This is a genomic window from Nocardia donostiensis, assembly GCF_002081715.1.
In the GTDB taxonomy this organism is placed as follows: Bacteria; Actinomycetota; Actinomycetes; order Mycobacteriales; family Mycobacteriaceae; genus Nocardia; species Nocardia donostiensis.
The window spans coordinates 61,592-78,580 of record NZ_MUKP01000010.1 but is presented as its reverse complement, the minus strand read 5'-3'; the positions used below and the strand labels follow the sequence as shown (position 1 = coordinate 78,580).

Here is a 16,989-nt window from a genome sequence, read left to right as displayed (position 1 = left end):
GGTCGGCGGGCTCGTTCGTTTCCAGGAGGCGTGATGAATGTTGCGGATCGTTCGCCGGCGGATACGCCTGAGCCGGCCCAGGGCGCCGGCAGCCCCGGCGCGCCGTCACCAGTACGGGTTCGACTTGACATCAGCTACGACGGCACCGATTTTCTCGGCTGGGCGCGTCAACCCGGGCTGCGGACCGTACAGGGTGTCCTGGAGGAGTCGCTGAGCAAGGTGCTGCGCGAGCCGTTGCAGCTGACCGTGGCCGGGCGAACCGATGCGGGTGTGCACGCCGAAGGGCAAGTCGCGCATTTCGATACTTCCGCTGATATCGACGCCGACAAGCTGCTGCACCGGATGGCGCGGTTCCTGCCGAAGGATGTTCGTATCACCGGTATCAGTCAGGTGAGCACTGATTTCGATGCCAGGTTCTCCGCGATCCGGCGCCATTACGTGTACCGCCTGACCACCGCGCCCTACGGGGCCTCGCCGTTGTCGGCACGCAGCGTGGTGCCCTGCCGTCCGGTGGATCTGGAGGCGATGCGTGCCGCGTCGCGGACACTGCTTGGGTTGCACGATTTCGCCGCCTTCTGCCGCCGCCGCGAGGGCGCGACCACGATCCGCGAACTACAGCGTTTCGACTGGGTCCGTGCGGGTGAACAGCTTTGCGCGTATGTCAGCGCCGACGCGTTCTGCTGGTCGATGGTCCGCAGTTTGGTCGGCGCGGTTCTCGCGGTGGGGGAGGGTCGCCGCACGCCCGGCTGGGTGGCCGGTCTGCTCGAAGAACGGCAGCGTTCCAGTTCGGTGACCGTAGCCCCCGCCCACGGACTCAGCCTCATCGCCGTCGACTATCCCGAGGAGGGGGAGTTGGCGGCACGGAACGCGCAGACCAGAGAGATGCGTTCGGTACCGGTGTCCGCAGGAGGATGCTGCGGCGGAGCGGAGTAGCCGCACGGCTGGTTGGCGAGATCGCCGAACGGGTATCCGGCCGTTCGGTAGCCTGCGGGGCGGCGAGCGTGGAATAGCGAACACTGCGAGGAGGTTCAGCGGGTATGGCATTCAACGGTCTGGGACGCTTTGGAGTGTGGCGCTTCTACCGGGGGTTCACCCCGGAGGAAGCAGCTGAACTGGAGAAACTCGGTTACAGCGCGCTGTGGCTCGGCGGCTCGCCGCCCGCGGATCTGCCGGTTGTCGAATCGCTGCTGGAAGCGACCGACACGTTGCAGGTCGGCACCAGCATCGTCAACATCTGGACCGTTCCGGCGAAGGATGTCGCCGAATCGTTCCATCGGATCGAGCAGCGGTTCCCCGGTCGTTTCCTGCTCGGAGTCGGCGTCGGTCACCCCGAAGCCAACGCACCGTACCGCAAACCCTATGACGCGCTCGTCGAATACCTCGACGAACTCGACGCGGCCGGGGTGCCGAAGAACAGCCGCGCGCTGGCCGCGCTCGGTCCCCGGGTACTGGAGCTGTCCCGCGACCGCAGCGCGGGCGCCCTGCCTTACCTGGCCCCACCGGAGCACACCGCGAAAGCCCGTGAGGTGGTCGGTTCCGCGCTGCTGGTCGCCGAGCAGAAGCTGGTGCTCGACAACGACCCCGAACGCGCCCGCGAAGTCGGCAGGCAGGCCGTGCACATGTATCTCGGCCTGCGCAACTACCTGAACAACCTGCGCCGCTTCGGTTTCACCGAGGAGGACCTCGCCGAACCCGGCAGCGACCGCCTGATCGACACCCTCGCCGTGCACGGCACGCCGGAACAGATCGCCGCCCGGCTCATTGCGCACCTGGATGCCGGCGCGGACCATATCGCCCTGCAGCCGCTCGGCGACGATTATCTCGGCGCCCTGCGTACCCTGGCGCCTTTGCTCACCAAGACTTCCTGACCCGCCTCCGCGAGAACCGCACTGGCCCCGATCAGCCGTATGACCGATCAGGGCCATGGTGGGCGTCCGCTACCCGCTGATGCGAACCAGGCGGGCGATGGCGTCGGTGGCCTCTTTGATCTTGGCCTCGGCCTCGGGACCGCCCGCGACCGCCGCGTCGAGGACGCAATGGCTCAGGTGGTCTTCCAGCAGGCCCATCGAGACCGCCTGCAGGGCCTTCGTCATCGCAGCGACCTGGGTGAGGATATCGATACAGTATTTCTCTTCCTCGACCATGCGCTGCAGGCCGCGGGCTTGGCCCTCGATGCGGCGCAGGCGTTTGAGGTAGTCGTCCTTGGCGGTGATGTAACCATGCCCGGCGTGCTCGGTCATGTCGACGGTATGCTCGCCGGCCGAGGAAGTATCGGCGTGGGTGGATCGGGTTGAGGTCACCGACTGTCTCCTTGCTGCCGGTTCGGTCGGCATCGGTTTCTTATACCCCCCCAGGGTACAGGGGGTGGGGTGGGTTGTCACGAGACGCCCGCAGGTCGAAGGGTAGCCGCGTCCGGCCCTGCTGTGCAGCTGCAGGACCCGCAAGGCGCCCCGGCGGCGAGCACTGCCCGCGCGGCGAGAGAATCAGCGATATGACTTCGCAGCCGCGCCCCGCGCTCGCCGTCATCGGCGGCAGCGGTTTCTACGACTTCTTCGATGACGAGGCCCACACCGTCGAAGTGGACACCCCATACGGTGCCCCGAGTGCCCCCATCGCGATCGGGACGGTCGAGGGACGCGCGGTCGCCTTCCTGCCGCGCCACGGCCGCCGCCACGAATACTCGCCGCACACGCTGCCGTACCAGGCGAATATGTGGGCGTTGCGTTCGGTGGGCGTACGCCGGGTGCTTGCCCCGTGCGCGGTGGGCAGCCTGCGCCCCGATTGGGGGCCGGGCACGGTGGTTGTGCCCGACCAGTTGGTCGATCGCACCTCGGGGCGCGCCCAGACATATTTCGACGGCGGCGGGGTGCACGTCTATTTCGCCGACCCGTACTGCGCGCAACTGCGCGGGGTTGTGGCGTCCGCGGCGAGCGACCGGATGCCGGTGCGTGAATCCGGGACCATGGTCGTGGTCGAGGGACCGCGGTTCTCCACCCGCGCCGAAAGCCGCTGGTTCGCCGCCCAGGGCTGGGAGCTGGTGAACATGACAGGTCATCCGGAGGCTGTGCTGGCCCGCGAACTGGAAATGTGTTATGCGCCGGTCGCTTTGGTGACCGATCTGGACGCCGGTGTGGCGGACGGCGACGGGGTGCGCGCAGCGGATGTGTTCGCCGAATTCGAACGCAATATCGGCCCGTTCAAACAGTTGATTCGGCAAGCGATATCGGCTGTCGAGGACAACGACACCTGCGAGAGCTGCCGGGTACACGCGGGAGTGTCGCTGCCGTTCGAGCTGCCCTGAACCGCAGCGGGTGCGGCGGAGGTAGGCTCGCGCCGTGGACACCCCGCTGCGACTCGAGGTCATCGTGGCCAGTGTGCGGCCGCAACGGTTCGCTCCGATCGTCGCCGACTGGTTCCTGCGCACCACGCGCGCCCACACCGAGTTCGACACCGGGGTCATCGATCTGATCGACACTCCGCTACCGCTCGATCTCACCGACACCCCCGACGTGCTGCGCTTCCGTGAGCGTCTCGCCTGCGCCGACGCGTTCGCTGTCGTCACCTCCGAGTACAACCACGGCTACCCTGCCTCGCTGAAAACCGCGTTCGACAGCGCCAAACACGAATGGCGCGCGAAACCGATCGGTTTCATCTCCTACGGCGGACTGTCCGGCGGTCTGCGCGCGGTCGAACAGTTGCGGCAGGTGGTTGCGGAAATCCATATGGTGTCGGTCCGTGAAACCGTGAGCTTCCATCAGGCCAAGAAGAAGTTCGATGCGGCGGGCGATACCGACGACGGTGCAGCCATCGATGCGGCGGAACGCATGCTGCGCCAATTGAACTGGTGGGGAAGGGTATTGCGTTCCGCCCGGTCCGAGGATCCTTACCCGGGCTGAACCGAAGAAATGGCTGTGCGTCTCGTGATGATGCTGGTCGATCGGGGCTTCTCGGACTAGAAGGCTTGCACGGATCGGCGGCCGAAAGACCCGTGCTCGTTACTGGTGCGCCATCGTGCGCTGCCCGCGCGGTTGGCCGATATAGGTCGACTCACGCGGAATCGACACCAGGTTGAGGTCGACCTGCGTGGTTCCGGTCCGCAACACCACATGGTTGCCGATGGCCCCGGGTTGATGGATCGCCAGGTCCGGTTTGGTCGCAGGCCAGCCCATCGGGTCGCCGGTGAGGTAGATGGTGGTGACACCGGCGTGCGGGGCTGGCGCGAGCACCCCGTCGACCACAGCGGCGGTGAAACCGGCATCCGACTGGTGGGTTTCCACGGCGATGGTCAACCGCTCCGGGTTGCCGATGGTGCTGACCAGGTTTTCCCAGGCGTGCGCGCGGTCGGTGCGGATCAGCACCCGTTCGCCGACGGCGAGCGCACGGAACACCAGCTGCTGCGCCAGGTACAGCTCACCGGCCACATACACGGTGGAGATACCGGCGCCGATGATGCGCACCGCGACGCCGTTGCCCTCCGCGTCGGAGCCGATCAGCTGGCCACAGCCCGACGACGGCAGATGCAGCGCGCCGATGGTGTCGATCGGATACTCGCTCATCGGGACGGTGTCGTCAACACCGGGTACCGCGATCGGCAGATGGGCGAGCAAACTGTCGCGGTGGCGTCCGTTCATCGACACCATGCCGTCGATATCGAGCTGGTCGGGCAGATCGCGCGCGGTGAGCCGCCAGGCCGCACCGATTTTCACCGATTCCGCCGACCGGCCCGGCCGCAGCCGCACCGCGACCGTGGTACCGCGCGACGGGGCGACCCAGAGTTGAGCGAGCACATCCGAGCCGAGATGTTTCGGATCGATCGCGCTACCGACGTTGACATTGTTGCCGAGTTCGGCGTACCGCCAGCGATGAGTAAGTTCGCGCGGGTCGAAGCCCTCGGTCAGCTGCAGGACCGCCCGGCGGATCTCGGATGCGGTGAGGATGCGGGCGTTGCAGTCGGCGTCTTCCAGCGTGCGCATGATGCGCTGGGTCGCGATGGTGACCACCCGGGACGCGCCCTCGTTGCCGCCGCCGCGCCTGGCCACCGCGCCCGGACAGGCCACGGCATCGAAACTGATGGCCAGCCACACCGTCCGGTGCGCGGTAGCGGGCAGCGGGCCGAGCAACGATTCGTAGATCTTGCCCGCAGGCGTGCCCGCCCGGCTGCGGTGGCCGTGGCTGATGATGTCGATCCCGCTGAGCAGAATGTCGTGCTGGGTGAGGCACTGCGCCAGTTCGGGCAGCGGCAGCAGATGCGAGGCGTGCACGGTGCTGCGCGCGATCCGGGTCAGTCCGCCTTTCGGGGCGAGCACCTCCACGACGGTCACCACCCGGCTGCCGTCCCAGTACAGGCCGAGCGAGCGGTCGTCGGGGCCGCGGAAGTCGACCGTGTTACCGAGCTCGTAGTCGTGCTCGGCGAGATAACCGAACCAGGTGGCAGCCCAATCCAGCAGCACGCGTTTACCGACCGGCGTCAACGGCACCAGCGCGACAACCACCGCCACGCCGAGCGCGATCCACCCGTTGAGCCCAGCGACCAGGGCGATCACGCCAGCGAAGAGGCCGACGAGTTGCGCGATCAGCAGGTTCCGCAGCGAAATTCGACCAAGCAGTGGGTCCGGCCCCGCTGTAGCTGGTTCGGCCATCGTCGTCCCCCATGTACCCGGTGTCGGCCGATTCTTGTGGCCGAGCTGAACAAGAGTCCCCGGGAACTGTACTGTGTTCCGCGAACGCGAGCACTGTTCGGGGGAGGAAATCATGCCTTCAAAGCCCACTACCCGGTGGCAGGTCAGTGGTTACCGCTTTCTCGTGCGCCGGATGGAGCACGCCCTGGTGCGCAGGGATGTGCGAATGCTGCACGACCCGATGCGTTCCCAGTCGCGCGCCTACGCCGTCGGTTTGGTTCTGGCGATCGTAGTGCTCGCGGGCTGCGGTGTCCTGGCCCTGCTGCGCCCACAGGACAAGATCGGGAGCAACAAGATCCTGATCGGCAAGGAAACCGGCGCCGTGTACGTGGTGATCAACGATGTGGTCCACCCGACGTTGAACCTGGCCTCGGCGCGGCTGGCCGCCGGTGACGCGCCGAAGGCGGTGATCGTCAAGGAATCCGAGCTCGGCAGCAAGGCCCGCGGCCCACTGATCGGCATCCCCGGCGCACCCGGCGCGCTGCACTTCGACTCCTCCGGCAACGGCCGCCCATGGTCGGTGTGCGACACGATGAAGATCGACGGGAGCCAAGACATCACCACTTCGGTGATCGCAGGCGACCCCGAGCTCGGTGACAAGGCGTCGGCCATGGATTCCGGTAAGGCGCTGCTCGTCCAGGGCAAAGATCACACCTACCTCGTCTACGACAACAAACGCGCCCGTGTCGATATGAACGACCGCGCGGTCACCGACGCGTTGAAGATCACCGGTGCCAGCCCGCGTCCCGTCAGCGAAGGCCTGCTGAACGCGATTCCGGAAGTGTTGCCGATCGTTCCGCCGCGGATCGACGATCCCGGCGCCACCCCCGACTACCCGATCGGCGACCATCGCATCGGTGAAGTCGTGCAGGTGACCACCGGTGAGGTCGAGAACTATGTGGTGCTGCGTGACGGTCTGCAGCGCATCTCCGAGCTGACCGCCGACATCATCCGCAACTCGAACCCGCAGACCTCCGCCGACAGCACCATCGACCAGTCCCAGCGCACCAGGGCCAACGTCTCCTCGGCATTGCGCGTCGGCGACTACCCCGATACCGCGCCCACCCTGCTGCAAGCCAAGGATCAGCCGGTGAGCTGCCTGTCCTGGAAACCCATCACCGAGGCGAGCGAGAACTCCGGTAATCGTGCCGAGCTGTCGGTCATCACCGGCGTGAGCCTGCCCATGTCCGACGACGCGAAACTGGTTCCGCTGGCCCAGGCCGACGGTTCCGGCCCCAACGCCGACTCCGCCTACCTGGACCCCGGATCGGGCGCCTACGTGCAGACCACCGGTATCGAACCGGACAGTACCCGCAAGGACAGCCTCTTCTACATCGCCGACACCGGCGTCCGCTACGGCATCAAGAACGCCGAAGCGGTCAAGGCCCTCGGTATGCCGGAGCAGGCCGAACCTGCCCCGTGGCCGATCGTCGGCCTGCTCGCCGCCGGGCCGAGCCTCGGCCGCGAGGAAGCGCTGGTCGCACATGACGGTGTGGCGCCGGACCCGTCACCGGCGAAGGAACCGGTCGCCGCGGCCGAGAACTAGGGACCAGCATCGCGAGGCGATGCCGGGAACTTCAGCGGTGAGCCGAAGCGCTTCAACGGCCTTATGCGTGCCGCCCCTTGCGGAGGGGCCGTCGAGCAAGCGATGTGTCGTCACCGGGTAGGTAACGGAAACGGTCGGCCGCGGCTCGCTCGCTGCAGCGCTCGGAGAACCACAGTCGGTAGAAACACCTCTCAGAGGATCTGCTCCTGTGGTGTTACGCCGTGGCGGCGAAACTCCGCACTCCATAGGCCATTGAGCTGCAACGGTTTCGGCCACTGATGGCGTGAAGGCTGGTGGCGCTTCAGCCGTCGCACTGCCGCTGAGTAAACGCACTTGCCGCCGCTGACCCAACCGACCGCGTGGGGAGCAACGTTCAGCCACTCCATGTCACGATCTACTGGAGTGCGCTTGCGCTCAGTCGGCTGCCCGACGTGCTACATATCGTCCGACATCACACCGAACCGGCGGCGAATCGGAAACGACGCGAGGTAACCGAGAATCAGCCCTCCACCGATGATTCCGCTACCGACCAACGCCACATTACGAGCCGTATTGTCCGGCGGCGGTGGCGCGACCGGGACAGCCAGTTGCACACTCTTGGCCTGACTCGGTTCTTTGGGGGGCAGTGGGGTATCGGGCACTTCGTTGGTGAGGGCCGCGATCGGATCGACCGCGCCATAGCCCACGTAGGGGTTCCATCCTTCGGCAGGCGCGTGGGCGGTGGCCAGGATGCGTTTGATCACTTCCGCCGCGGACAGTTCCGGGAACCGGGAGCGGACCAGAGCGACCACACCGGAAACGTAAGGGGCCGCGAAACTGGTCCCCTGCAGGTTGCTGGCCTGACCTTGTGCGCCGTAGGTTCCGTTGGCGGTTCCGGGGCTGCGCGGGTCGAGCGAAACGATGTTCTCGCCGGGTGCGGCGATATCCACCCACGGGCCGGGCACGGTGAAGTCCGAGGGGTGGCCGGTGGGGCCGATCGAGCCGACGGTGATGACGTAGTCGTCGTAGCGGGCGGGAGTGACGTTGGTGGACAGGTTTTCCCACAGGTCGCCTGCCGGGTTCAGTGGATCGATGCCCGGGTTGCCCGCGCTGCATTTGTCGCTTTTGTTGCCTGCAGCGGCAACCACGACCACGTTCTTTTCCAAGGTGGCGTATCGCAGCGCGGCGCCCAATGGCCCATCAGCAGGGTTGTACGAGCCGGGAGTGCACAGCACGAGCGACATATTGATCACGGTGGCGCCCCGATCTGCCGCACGTCGCACCGCTGACGCGAGCGCATTGATATCGCCGTAGCCCTGCGGTGGGTCCTCAGGCCGTTGGTTTCTGGACGCGCCCTCCTTCTGGAACAGGGCACTGGTCTGCCGGATGCTCATGATCCGGGCATCGGGGGCGACACCCGAAAAACCTTGGCCGCTGACCTGGGTCGCACCGATTATTCCGGCGACGAAGGTGCCGTGTGCGTCGCAGTCACTGGTACCGTCACCGCCCGCGGCCACATAATCGCCCCCGGCGATCAAGTCCGGGAGGCGCGGGTGCCGTTCCACACCCGTGTCGATAACCGCGACGAGTTGCCCTGCACCCCGGGAAAACTCCCAGGCGCGCGGCAGATCCAGCGCGCGCTGCGCTTCTGGGACGGCAGCTCCATCACCGCCCGGCCGGGTACTCAGGCACGGGGTACTTGCCTTCTGTTCCGTCTTGTCCGGCGGCGTGGCCGGATCCCCCGGCGGCAGCAACCCCGGATTCACCGGTGGCGGCCGATCCGCAGCGGAAATTCCCTGACCGAGCCCCAATGACGCACTCACACCGAGCACCACGGCAACGGCCGCGGTGCGAAGATTCGCGTTCACAGCCCGCGGACGAGGGAGTAGAGCGAGGTAACCCAGAACACCAAAGGCAGCACCGCCGCGACGAAGCCGTACTCCAGCAGCTCCACACCGCGCCGCATCGGCGGAGTCGCCGACTGGTTCGGAATGATGATTCCCAGAATCAGTGCCGAGATCAGCACCGCCATCGCCGCCCCGAACACGGCCAGCGGCAGTTCGGTGACGAAAGCCGCTCCGATCAACATGATCAGTACGATCGCCGCACCACCGGCGATGAGCACGATGGCCTGTTCGGCGCCCGCATAGGTGCGGCTGCGGAACATCAGTACCACCGCGCAGACCAGCGCCAGCGCAATGCCCTGCCAGTAGTAACCGCCCGAAGTGGCGTCGGTGGCGGCGAGCGCACCGGCCGCGGTGACCAGCGTGGTGGCCGCGACCAGACCGCCCAGATACATGCGGGCGCGTTCGGATTTGGTGCGCAGCGCATCCAAGGTCGGCAGGGCGCGGTGATCGTCTGGGTCGTCCTCGCTCGGGTCGATCGGGGTACCCGGCGACGGAACCGGCGGCAGCGGCAGCTTCGACAAGAGCATGGACAGTCGCGGCGCCAGCGAAAGCCCTGCAAGGCCAAGCGCGGCGGCCACTGCGCCGATCGCCCGGACCGGTTGCTCGGTGAGCAACCCGACCAGCGCGGCCGGGACCGCGTACACGGCGAGGGCGCCCGCCCCGATGAACAATCCGAGGCCGACACCGGTGACACGCCAGGCCAGAATCGCGGTCGCGCCGACCAGCATCGAGCCGAGCAGGATGTTCGCCCAGCTGTAATGGTCGGGCACCAGCAGCATTCCCGAGGTGAATGCGGTCGGCAGCGCACAACCACCCAGGACCAGCGCGGTACCGGTGTCGCCGTACATCCGGCTGAGCACCATGCCCGCCACCACCAGCAGAATGGTCACGCCAAGCGCGATCGAACCCGTGATCCACCCCGCCATCGCATGCGGCGCTGCCAGCAGCCCGAGGCAGCCGACCAGCATAGTGAGCACAGCCAGGAGCGAACCGGTGATCCGCGCGGTTCGGGGTGTCCAGCCCTTGAAATGGTCGGCGTCGGCGATCGCGACGTTGTACATGATGTCGTCGAACAGTGGCGTCGGCGCGGTGTTGGCCGCGCTTTCCAGCATCAGCAGTTCGCCGTCACGGACGCCGTGCTCACCGAGGCTCAGTGAATTGGAGAACGGCGGATGACCGATCCGGGCCAGCACCCATTCGGCGGGCTCGAACCGTTCACCCTCGTTGTCGAAGTCGTTGGTGCGGCTGTGTTGGGCAACCATATCGACCACACTCGGAATGACCAGCGCGACCGGCACATCCACTGGGATCGCCATGTCCACCTGCGTGTGTTTGGCCAAAATGGTGACGCGGGTCAGATCCGGTGCGCGGACGATGCCGCGGGAGGAGTCTTCCTCCATATGGTCAAGTCGCGCGTGCGTCAAGGCTCCCCCAACTCGGTCGCTACCTCGTGTTTCCGGCACCCAACCAGGCCCTTCGGCGCTTGCACACCCGCCAGGCGGCCAGCAGAATGCTGGTCGAACTGTACGACATGTGGGCGGTTGGCTCTACACTGAGCCCGAACTACGCAGCCAAGAGGGGGATCTCGTCCGATGAGCACAGTCCGGTTCCAGCGGCGCGCGCGCCGGGAGATGCCGCGTTCGCCCGGCGGTGAGGTAACGCTGCAGCCACCACCGGAAATCCCCCGGGTCACACCGGGAAACCTGCTGCTCAAGCTCATGCCGGTGGTGATGATCATCGGCATGATCGGCATGATGGCGCTGATGTTCACACAGGGCAGCGGCATGATGTCGAACCCGATGACCATGATGTTCCCGGTCATGATGCTGTTCTCGATGGTCGGCATGTTCGCCGGTCAGGGCGGCGGAAAAGGCCAGAAGGCCGCCGAAGCCAACGAGGACCGCAAGGATTACCTGCGCTACCTCGATCAGGTCCGCAAAGACGTCGCCGAAACCGCCAAGCAGCAGCGCGCTTCGGTGGAATGGAGCCACCCCGAGCCCGGCCTGATCTGGATGCTCGCGGGTACCAGCCGCATGTGGGAACGCCGCGCAGGCGACAAGGACTTCTGCCACGTCCGCATCGGAACCGGCGGCCAACGATTGGCCACCCGGTTGATCGCACCGGAAACCGGCCCCGTCGAAGAGCTGGAACCCATCGCGGCGGTATCGCTGCGGCGTTTCGTGCGCGCCCATTCCACGGTCCCCGATCTGCCGACAGCGATCGCGGTCAAGGGCTTCGCAACCATCGCCCTCGACGGCGACCGGGCCCAAGCCAGGGACATGGTGCGGGCAATGCTCCTGCAACTGGCCATGTTCCAGGGCCCGGACCAGGTGCTCGTCGCCGTCGTCTGCGGGGCTGACACGGGCCGCGACTGGGAATGGACCAAATGGTTGCCGCACACCCAGCACCCGGACGCCCAGGACGGTATCGGCTCCCAGCGCATGTTCTACGGCTCGATCCGCGAGGCGATGTCCGGCCTGCAGCCGTTGCTGGCCAACCGGGTCCGGTACTCCCGGAACCAACCCGCCAACGCCAACATGGTGCATATCGTCATCGTCGTCGACGGCGGTCTGCTCGAGGCGGAGGAAGACCAGCTCCGCGAATCGGGTTATGAGGGCGTCACCATCATCGACCTGTGCGGATATGCGCCGCGCCTGGCGGTGTCGCGCGGTATCAAGATGATCGTGGAAAACGGCGAATGCGTCGGCCGCGGCGCCACCGGCAACCAGGAGCGTTTCGCGCTGATCGACCAGATCAGCCCGGAACAGGCCCAGCAGGTCGCCCGCAGGCTCGCCCCCTTCCGCGCCGCCACCCAGCGCAGCAGCGATGTCGAAGTCGAGGACACCGAGACGATCTCGACCTGGAGCCAGTTGATGGGGCTCGGCGATATCGGCTCGTTCAATCCCGAGCACGCGTGGCGCCCACGCTACGGCCGGGAGCGGCTGCGGGTCCCGTTCGGTGTCGGCGCCGACGGCCTGCCCGTTGTGCTCGATATCAAGGAGGCCGCCGAAAGCGGTATGGGCCCGCACGGCCTGTGCATCGGCGCCACCGGTTCCGGTAAGTCGGAATTCCTGCGCACCCTGGTGCTCAGCCTGCTGGCCACTCATTCGCCCGATCAGCTGAACCTGGTCCTGGTCGACTTCAAAGGTGGCGCCACCTTCCTCGGCCTCGACGGCGTGCCGCACGTCGCGGCCGTCATCACCAACCTCGAGGAGGAAGCCGACCTCGTCGACCGTATGCGTGACGCCCTGGCGGGCGAGATGAACCGCCGCCAGGAAGTGCTGCGCCAGGCGGGCAACTTCGCCAATGTCTCCGAGTACGAGAAGGCTCGCGCGGCCGGCGCCGACCTGGATCCGTTGCCCGCGCTGTTCGTGGTGCTCGACGAGTTCTCCGAACTGCTCACCCAACATCCAGACTTCGCCGAACTGTTCGTCATGATCGGCCGTCTCGGCCGCTCACTGCACGTGCATCTGCTGCTCGCGTCGCAGCGTCTGGAAGAGGGCAAACTGAAGGGTCTGGAAAGCCACCTGTCCTACCGAATCGGCCTGAAGACTTTCTCCGCCAACGAGTCCCGCCAGGTCCTCGGTGTCCCCGATGCCTACAACCTGCCGAACAGCCCCGGCGGGGGATATCTCAAATCCGATTCGGGCGAAATCCAGCGATTCCAGGCTTCCTATGTGTCCGGCCCCTACGTCGGCGGCGGCCCACAGCGCGATATCACCATCGCCACCCAGGCCGGCGAGATCGATGTGACAGCGCGCCCGTTCTCGGCGAACCACGTCGATTTCCGCTCCGCCGACCGGGTTCCGTTGCCCACCGTGCACAGCGTCGAACCGGAACCGCAGAGCGAGGACGGCGAGCAGATCTCCGACCTGGGGATGCTGGTGTCGCGTATCAGTGGCCACGGCCGCCCCGCGCACGAGATCTGGCTGCCGCCGCTCGACGAAGCGCCCACGCTCGACGAGCTCGTCCCGCGTTCGATCCTCACCGGCGAGTACTCCGCCGTGGCGACCCTGCGCGCGCCGATCGGCCTCGTCGACCGGCCTTACGATCAACGCCGCGACCCGCTGGTCGTCGACCTGTCCGGCTCCCAAGGCAACGTGGCCATCGTCGGCGGTCCGCAGTCGGGTAAATCGACCATGCTGCGTTCGCTGATCATGTCGATGTCGCTCACCCACACCGCCGAACAGGTGCAGTTCTACTGCCTCGATTTCGGTGGCGGCACCCTGGGCAGCCTCGAAGGCCTGCCCCATGTCGGCTCGGTCGCCGGTCGCCTCGACGAAGACAAGGTCCGGCGCACCATCGCCGAGATGACCACCATCGTCCGCCAGCGCGAACTGCGGTTCCGCCAGCTCGGCATCGAATCGATGGCCGAATTCCGCCGTCTGCGTGCAATGGATCCGGCAAGTAGCCCGGCCGCTGCGGGAGCACACGAGGACCCGTTCGGTGATGCGTTCCTCGTTATCGACGGTTTCGGTTCGATCCGGCAGGATTTCGATCCACTGGAACAGCCGATCATGAACCTGGCTGTACAGGGCCTGTCCTACGGTGTGCACGTCGTCATCGCGCTGTCGCGCTGGATGGAGGCAAGGCCCGCGCTCAAGGACCAGATCGGCACCAGGCTCGAACTGCGTCTCGGTGACCCCGCCGACTCCGAATTCGGCCGTAAGATCGCGGCCCTGGTCCCGCAGGGCCGCCCCGGCCGCGGTATGACCCCGGAAAACCTGCATATGCTCACCGCCCTGCCGCGGGTTGACGGCAACTCCAACCCGGAGAACCTGAGCAGCGGTGTCGCCGATGCGGTGAGCCGTCTCGCCGCGTCGACCCCGGGCCGGCACGCACCGCAGGTGCGGATGCTGCCCGACCGGCTCGACCGCCCCGATCTGCTCCGTGCGGTTCATGGCTGGCCCGGCACCGTCGACGGTTCCCGCAAGAACGCGGCCATCCCGATCGGTATCAACGAATCCGAGCTGGCGCCGGTGTTCCTCAACTTCGACGAGAACCCGCACTTCCTCATCTTCGGCGACACCGAATGCGGTAAGACCACGCTGCTGCGCGGCATCTGCCACGGGATCATGGAATCCAACCGGGCTCAGGAATCGGCGATCATCCTCGCCGATTACCGCCGCACGCTGCTCGGCGCGGTCGAGGGCGATCATCTGGCCGCGTACGCGACCAGCGCGCAGGGCCTCACCACCAACGTTCGCGATATCGCGGCCCTGCTCGAATCACGGATGCCCGGCCCCGACGTCACGCCGCAGCAGTTGCGTGACCGCTCCTGGTGGTCGGGACCGGATCTGTATCTGATCGTGGACGATTACGACCTGGTGGTCACCTCCAGCGGCAACCCGGTCGCGCAGATCGTCGAATATCTGCCGCATGCCAAGGATGTCGGTTTCCACCTGATCGTCTGCCGCCGATCCGGCGGCGCGTCCCGTGCCATGTACGAGCCGGTTATCTCGCGTCTGCGCGACCTGGCGACGCCCGGCCTGATCATGAGCGGTAGCCGCGAAGAAGGAAACCTGCTCGGCAATGTCCGGCCCAGCGCCATGCCGCCCGGCCGGGGCACCCTGGTCAGCCGCGCCGGCGCGGAACTGATCCAGACCGCGTGGATGCCGCTCCTGTGATGCCCACCGTCGAGCTGACCCTGTCCGAAAACCGTTTATGGGCGCGGAGTTCGAACACCCACGCCGACTTACCGCCGTCGGTGACGCCGGGCAGCGACGGCACCACGCTGGTCGTCGGTGAACCGCTGGCGCCACCGTCGATAACCAGTTCGGTGACCCAACTGCTCGCCGCGGACCGGATCGCCTACGAGCCGGGCATGCCAACTCCACTGGACGCCATCTCGGCCGTGTTCGCCCGGCTGCTGGCGGATTTACGGGTGCACACCCCGTGCGAACGGCTCACGGTGATATGCCCGACCGAGTGGGGCACTCGCCGCCGGACCACAGTTGCGACAGCCGCGCACCGTTTCGCCTCCGATGTCGTGTTCGAGGAGACGGCGATACGCACGGTGACCGCGGCCGAACGAAACCGTGACCGCCGCACCGTGGTGTTCGAATTCAGCATGCTCGCGACAACGGCGTCTTCGGTGATCCCGACGCACGAGGGCCTGCGGGTCGAGGCTTGCGAACACGAACCGAACCTGGCGGCCGCCGATATCACCGCCGACAGCCCGGCCATGGCGCAGCTGCGCGCCGTCCTGGACCGGCTGCTGGACGGAAAACCCGCCGACAGTGTGTTGCTCGTCGGTATCGGCGCCGACCCGGCGTTTCTGGAACTGTTCGGCGCGACCGTGACCGAAATATGCGGTCCCACCGCCGAACTGCGCACCGTGCCCAGCGCGGACCTGGCCAGAAGCAAGCAGAACGCCACCAGCCTCTACCAGCCCACCCTGGCCCAACTGCCCAGAAACGAATGGGTGCAGCCGCTGCGTGAACGCGCGGCAGCCACCCAACCCCCGCGGTCGAAGACCCCGCTGTACCTGGGCGCCGCGGCAGCCACAGTGATTTCCCTTGCTGCCCTGGGGGGTTTCGCCGTAATGAACAGCGGCGGCGACCAGGACGCCACCGCTGCCGCGCCCACAACGCCTCTCGCACCGCCACCGCAGCCCTCGCCGCAGCTCCCGCCGCCACCGACATCTGCGACCGCCACAGCCGACGAGCAAACCATCGGCCGCCTCCGTCTACAGATCCCGACCGGCTGGCACATCAAGGAGACCAGCACCCCCACGGAACAACGTCTGGAACTGGTCCCCGACAGCGGCCCCCGCGCCCGCATCACTGTCATCCAGCAGCCGATCGCCTCCGGTGTCGGCTACCCACAGGTCGCCGCCAACCTCGAAGCCCAGATGGCTGCGCGCCCAGTTGGTTCCGTCTCCGAGCTACGCCGCGACGTCGTCTACGCCGGCCGTTCCGGCCTTGCCTACACCGAACATCCAGAAGACGGATCCCGAGTCGACTGGCATGTTATCGTCGAACACAGCACCCAGGTCAGCATCGGGTGCCAATACCAGACAGGGGGGCAAGACTCGATTACACACGTCTGCACTGACTTCGCAACCACACTGGCGGTCAACCCATGACACCCGCCGAAAAATTTTTTCCACATCAAGGGAACCGATTGGGCATCCACCGCGTCCAATCTTCATGTAGGAGCAGTTCGGCCCTGCCAGGACAGGATGTCCGAACCCACTCATAAGTAGGAGGCAGCATGAGTAACGTCATTGCCGATTTTGGCGCAATGGAGGCTTCGGCCAAACACGTTGAAACCGTGAACGGCCAGCTCGCGACCGAGCTCGGCACCATCCGCAGCCTTGTCGAGGGTTCGCAGGGCAACTGGGAAGGCGCGGCGGCAGGGTCCTTCCGCAAGGTTATGGACGACTACAAGAACGCGTCGGATCGCCTGCATGTAGCGCTCCAAGAGATTGCAGACGCAATCCGGGAGAACGGCAAGGGTTTCGATGCCTCCGAACAGCAGAACCAGGACTCCATCCTGAAGGCGGGTGCCTCAGGCGATCTCGGCTCCAGCCTGAGTCTCAAGGTCTAATTACACTTCTTACTTGTCAGGAGAAAACATGAGCGTGAAGTACTCAGAGGGACAGCTGATTCAGCTCGCGGGCGACATCAGGACGTCGAAGAGCCGCCTGGTCGAGTCCCACGACGAACTCGCAGGGTATGTCAACCAGTTGGTTGCTACTTGGGAAGGTGGTGCGCAAGAGGCATACCGGGCCAAGCAGGCAAAATGGGATTCCGCCCACAACGATCTGCTGACGATCTTGGAGAACATTGCCAAGGTGGTCGAGGACGGCGCCATCAATATGTCCACCACTGACAAGAAGAACGCTCAGGCTTGGCTCTGAGTACGCACACCCGGT

General features: G+C 66.2%; 13 protein-coding genes. 9 read left to right on the top strand and 4 right to left on the bottom strand.

The features are described from left to right. Positions 1 to 33 precede the first annotated feature (33 nt). The gene (gene truA, locus B0T44_RS09275; protein WP_077114486.1) at positions 34 to 933 is read left to right on the top strand and encodes a tRNA pseudouridine(38-40) synthase TruA; all 900 of its coding nucleotides are present in this window, start codon (positions 34 to 36) and stop codon (positions 931 to 933) included. A 104-nt stretch (positions 934 to 1,037) separates the two neighbouring features. Further along, a complete protein-coding gene (locus B0T44_RS09270) occupies positions 1,038 to 1,868 on the top strand; it encodes an LLM class F420-dependent oxidoreductase (RefSeq protein WP_077114488.1) in 831 nt (276 codons plus the stop codon). Between the two features lie 69 nt (positions 1,869 to 1,937). On the opposite strand, the gene B0T44_RS09265 is transcribed toward B0T44_RS09270, so the two are convergent. Then, positions 1,938 to 2,240 carry a metal-sensitive transcriptional regulator gene (locus B0T44_RS09265; RefSeq protein ID WP_077114745.1) on the bottom strand — a complete coding sequence of 101 codons (303 nt, stop codon included), beginning with the start codon at positions 2,238 to 2,240 and terminating at the stop codon, positions 1,938 to 1,940. Positions 2,241 to 2,491: 251 nt separating this feature from the next. Between B0T44_RS09265 and B0T44_RS09260 the strand changes: the two genes are divergently transcribed. Both B0T44_RS09260 and B0T44_RS09255 read left to right on the top strand, forming a co-directional pair. Next, a complete protein-coding gene (locus B0T44_RS09260) occupies positions 2,492 to 3,301 on the top strand; it encodes an S-methyl-5'-thioadenosine phosphorylase (protein ID WP_077114490.1) in 810 nt (269 codons plus the stop codon). Between the two features lie 34 nt (positions 3,302 to 3,335). Continuing rightward, positions 3,336 to 3,896: an NADPH-dependent FMN reductase gene (locus B0T44_RS09255; protein ID WP_077114492.1), complete on the top strand. Its 561-nt coding sequence runs from the start codon at positions 3,336 to 3,338 to the stop codon at positions 3,894 to 3,896. 99 nt (positions 3,897 to 3,995) lie between these two features. Here the strand turns inward: B0T44_RS09255 and eccE are convergent, their stop codons facing one another. Next, positions 3,996 to 5,639 (bottom strand): type VII secretion protein EccE, encoded by a 1,644-nt coding sequence (gene eccE / locus B0T44_RS09250; protein WP_077114494.1) that lies wholly within the window; start codon positions 5,637 to 5,639, stop codon positions 3,996 to 3,998. 112 nt (positions 5,640 to 5,751) lie between these two features. Between eccE and eccB the strand changes: the two genes are divergently transcribed. Beyond that, positions 5,752 to 7,224, top strand: a complete 1,473-nt coding sequence (eccB, locus tag B0T44_RS09245; protein WP_077114746.1) for a type VII secretion protein EccB — start codon at positions 5,752 to 5,754, stop codon at positions 7,222 to 7,224. A gap of 434 nt (positions 7,225 to 7,658) precedes the next feature. Here eccB and mycP read toward each other — a convergent pair whose 3' ends face one another. Beyond that, on the bottom strand, positions 7,659 to 9,026 hold the full coding sequence (gene mycP, locus B0T44_RS09240; RefSeq protein WP_077114747.1) for a type VII secretion-associated serine protease mycosin: 1,368 nt from the start codon (positions 9,024 to 9,026) through the stop codon (positions 7,659 to 7,661). A 41-nt stretch (positions 9,027 to 9,067) separates the two neighbouring features. Continuing rightward, positions 9,068 to 10,510 (bottom strand): type VII secretion integral membrane protein EccD, encoded by a 1,443-nt coding sequence (gene eccD / locus B0T44_RS09235; protein WP_245839000.1) that lies wholly within the window; start codon positions 10,508 to 10,510, stop codon positions 9,068 to 9,070. A gap of 192 nt (positions 10,511 to 10,702) precedes the next feature. On the opposite strand from eccD, the gene eccCa reads away from it, so the two are divergent. The 4 genes from eccCa (at position 10,703) to B0T44_RS09215 (ending at position 16,974) form a co-directional block, all read left to right on the top strand. Next, positions 10,703 to 14,737: a type VII secretion protein EccCa gene (gene eccCa, locus B0T44_RS09230; RefSeq protein WP_077114498.1), complete on the top strand. Its 4,035-nt coding sequence runs from the start codon at positions 10,703 to 10,705 to the stop codon at positions 14,735 to 14,737. Beyond that, the gene (locus tag B0T44_RS09225; protein ID WP_077114500.1) at positions 14,737 to 16,197 is read left to right on the top strand and encodes a type VII secretion-associated protein; all 1,461 of its coding nucleotides are present in this window, start codon (positions 14,737 to 14,739) and stop codon (positions 16,195 to 16,197) included. Before eccCa ends, B0T44_RS09225 begins: the two co-directional genes overlap by 1 nt. Before the next feature lie 128 nt (positions 16,198 to 16,325). Further along, positions 16,326 to 16,661 carry a WXG100 family type VII secretion target gene (locus B0T44_RS09220; RefSeq protein WP_077114502.1) on the top strand — a complete coding sequence of 112 codons (336 nt, stop codon included), beginning with the start codon at positions 16,326 to 16,328 and terminating at the stop codon, positions 16,659 to 16,661. 28 nt (positions 16,662 to 16,689) lie between these two features. Beyond that, positions 16,690 to 16,974 (top strand): WXG100 family type VII secretion target, encoded by a 285-nt coding sequence (locus tag B0T44_RS09215; RefSeq protein ID WP_077114503.1) that lies wholly within the window; start codon positions 16,690 to 16,692, stop codon positions 16,972 to 16,974. The last annotated feature ends 15 nt before the right edge of the window (positions 16,975 to 16,989 follow it).

Bases quoted from the DNA above. Each gene is read 5' to 3' on its own strand.
- B0T44_RS09270 (WP_077114488.1), top strand. From the start codon at position 1,038: ATGGCATTCAACGGTCTGGGACGCTTTGGAGTGTGGCGCTTCTACCGG.
- eccD (WP_245839000.1), bottom strand. From the start codon at position 10,510: ATGGAGGAAGACTCCTCCCGCGGCATCGTCCGCGCACCGGATCTGACC.
- eccB (WP_077114746.1), top strand. From the start codon at position 5,752: ATGCCTTCAAAGCCCACTACCCGGTGGCAGGTCAGTGGTTACCGCTTT.
- eccCa (WP_077114498.1), top strand. From the start codon at position 10,703: ATGAGCACAGTCCGGTTCCAGCGGCGCGCGCGCCGGGAGATGCCGCGT.
- truA (WP_077114486.1), top strand. From the start codon at position 34: ATGAATGTTGCGGATCGTTCGCCGGCGGATACGCCTGAGCCGGCCCAG.
- B0T44_RS09225 (WP_077114500.1), top strand. From the start codon at position 14,737: ATGCCCACCGTCGAGCTGACCCTGTCCGAAAACCGTTTATGGGCGCGG.
- B0T44_RS09220 (WP_077114502.1), top strand. From the start codon at position 16,326: ATGAGTAACGTCATTGCCGATTTTGGCGCAATGGAGGCTTCGGCCAAA.
- B0T44_RS09265 (WP_077114745.1), bottom strand. From the start codon at position 2,240: ATGACCGAGCACGCCGGGCATGGTTACATCACCGCCAAGGACGACTAC.
- eccE (WP_077114494.1), bottom strand. From the start codon at position 5,639: ATGGCCGAACCAGCTACAGCGGGGCCGGACCCACTGCTTGGTCGAATT.
- B0T44_RS09260 (WP_077114490.1), top strand. From the start codon at position 2,492: ATGACTTCGCAGCCGCGCCCCGCGCTCGCCGTCATCGGCGGCAGCGGT.
- B0T44_RS09215 (WP_077114503.1), top strand. From the start codon at position 16,690: ATGAGCGTGAAGTACTCAGAGGGACAGCTGATTCAGCTCGCGGGCGAC.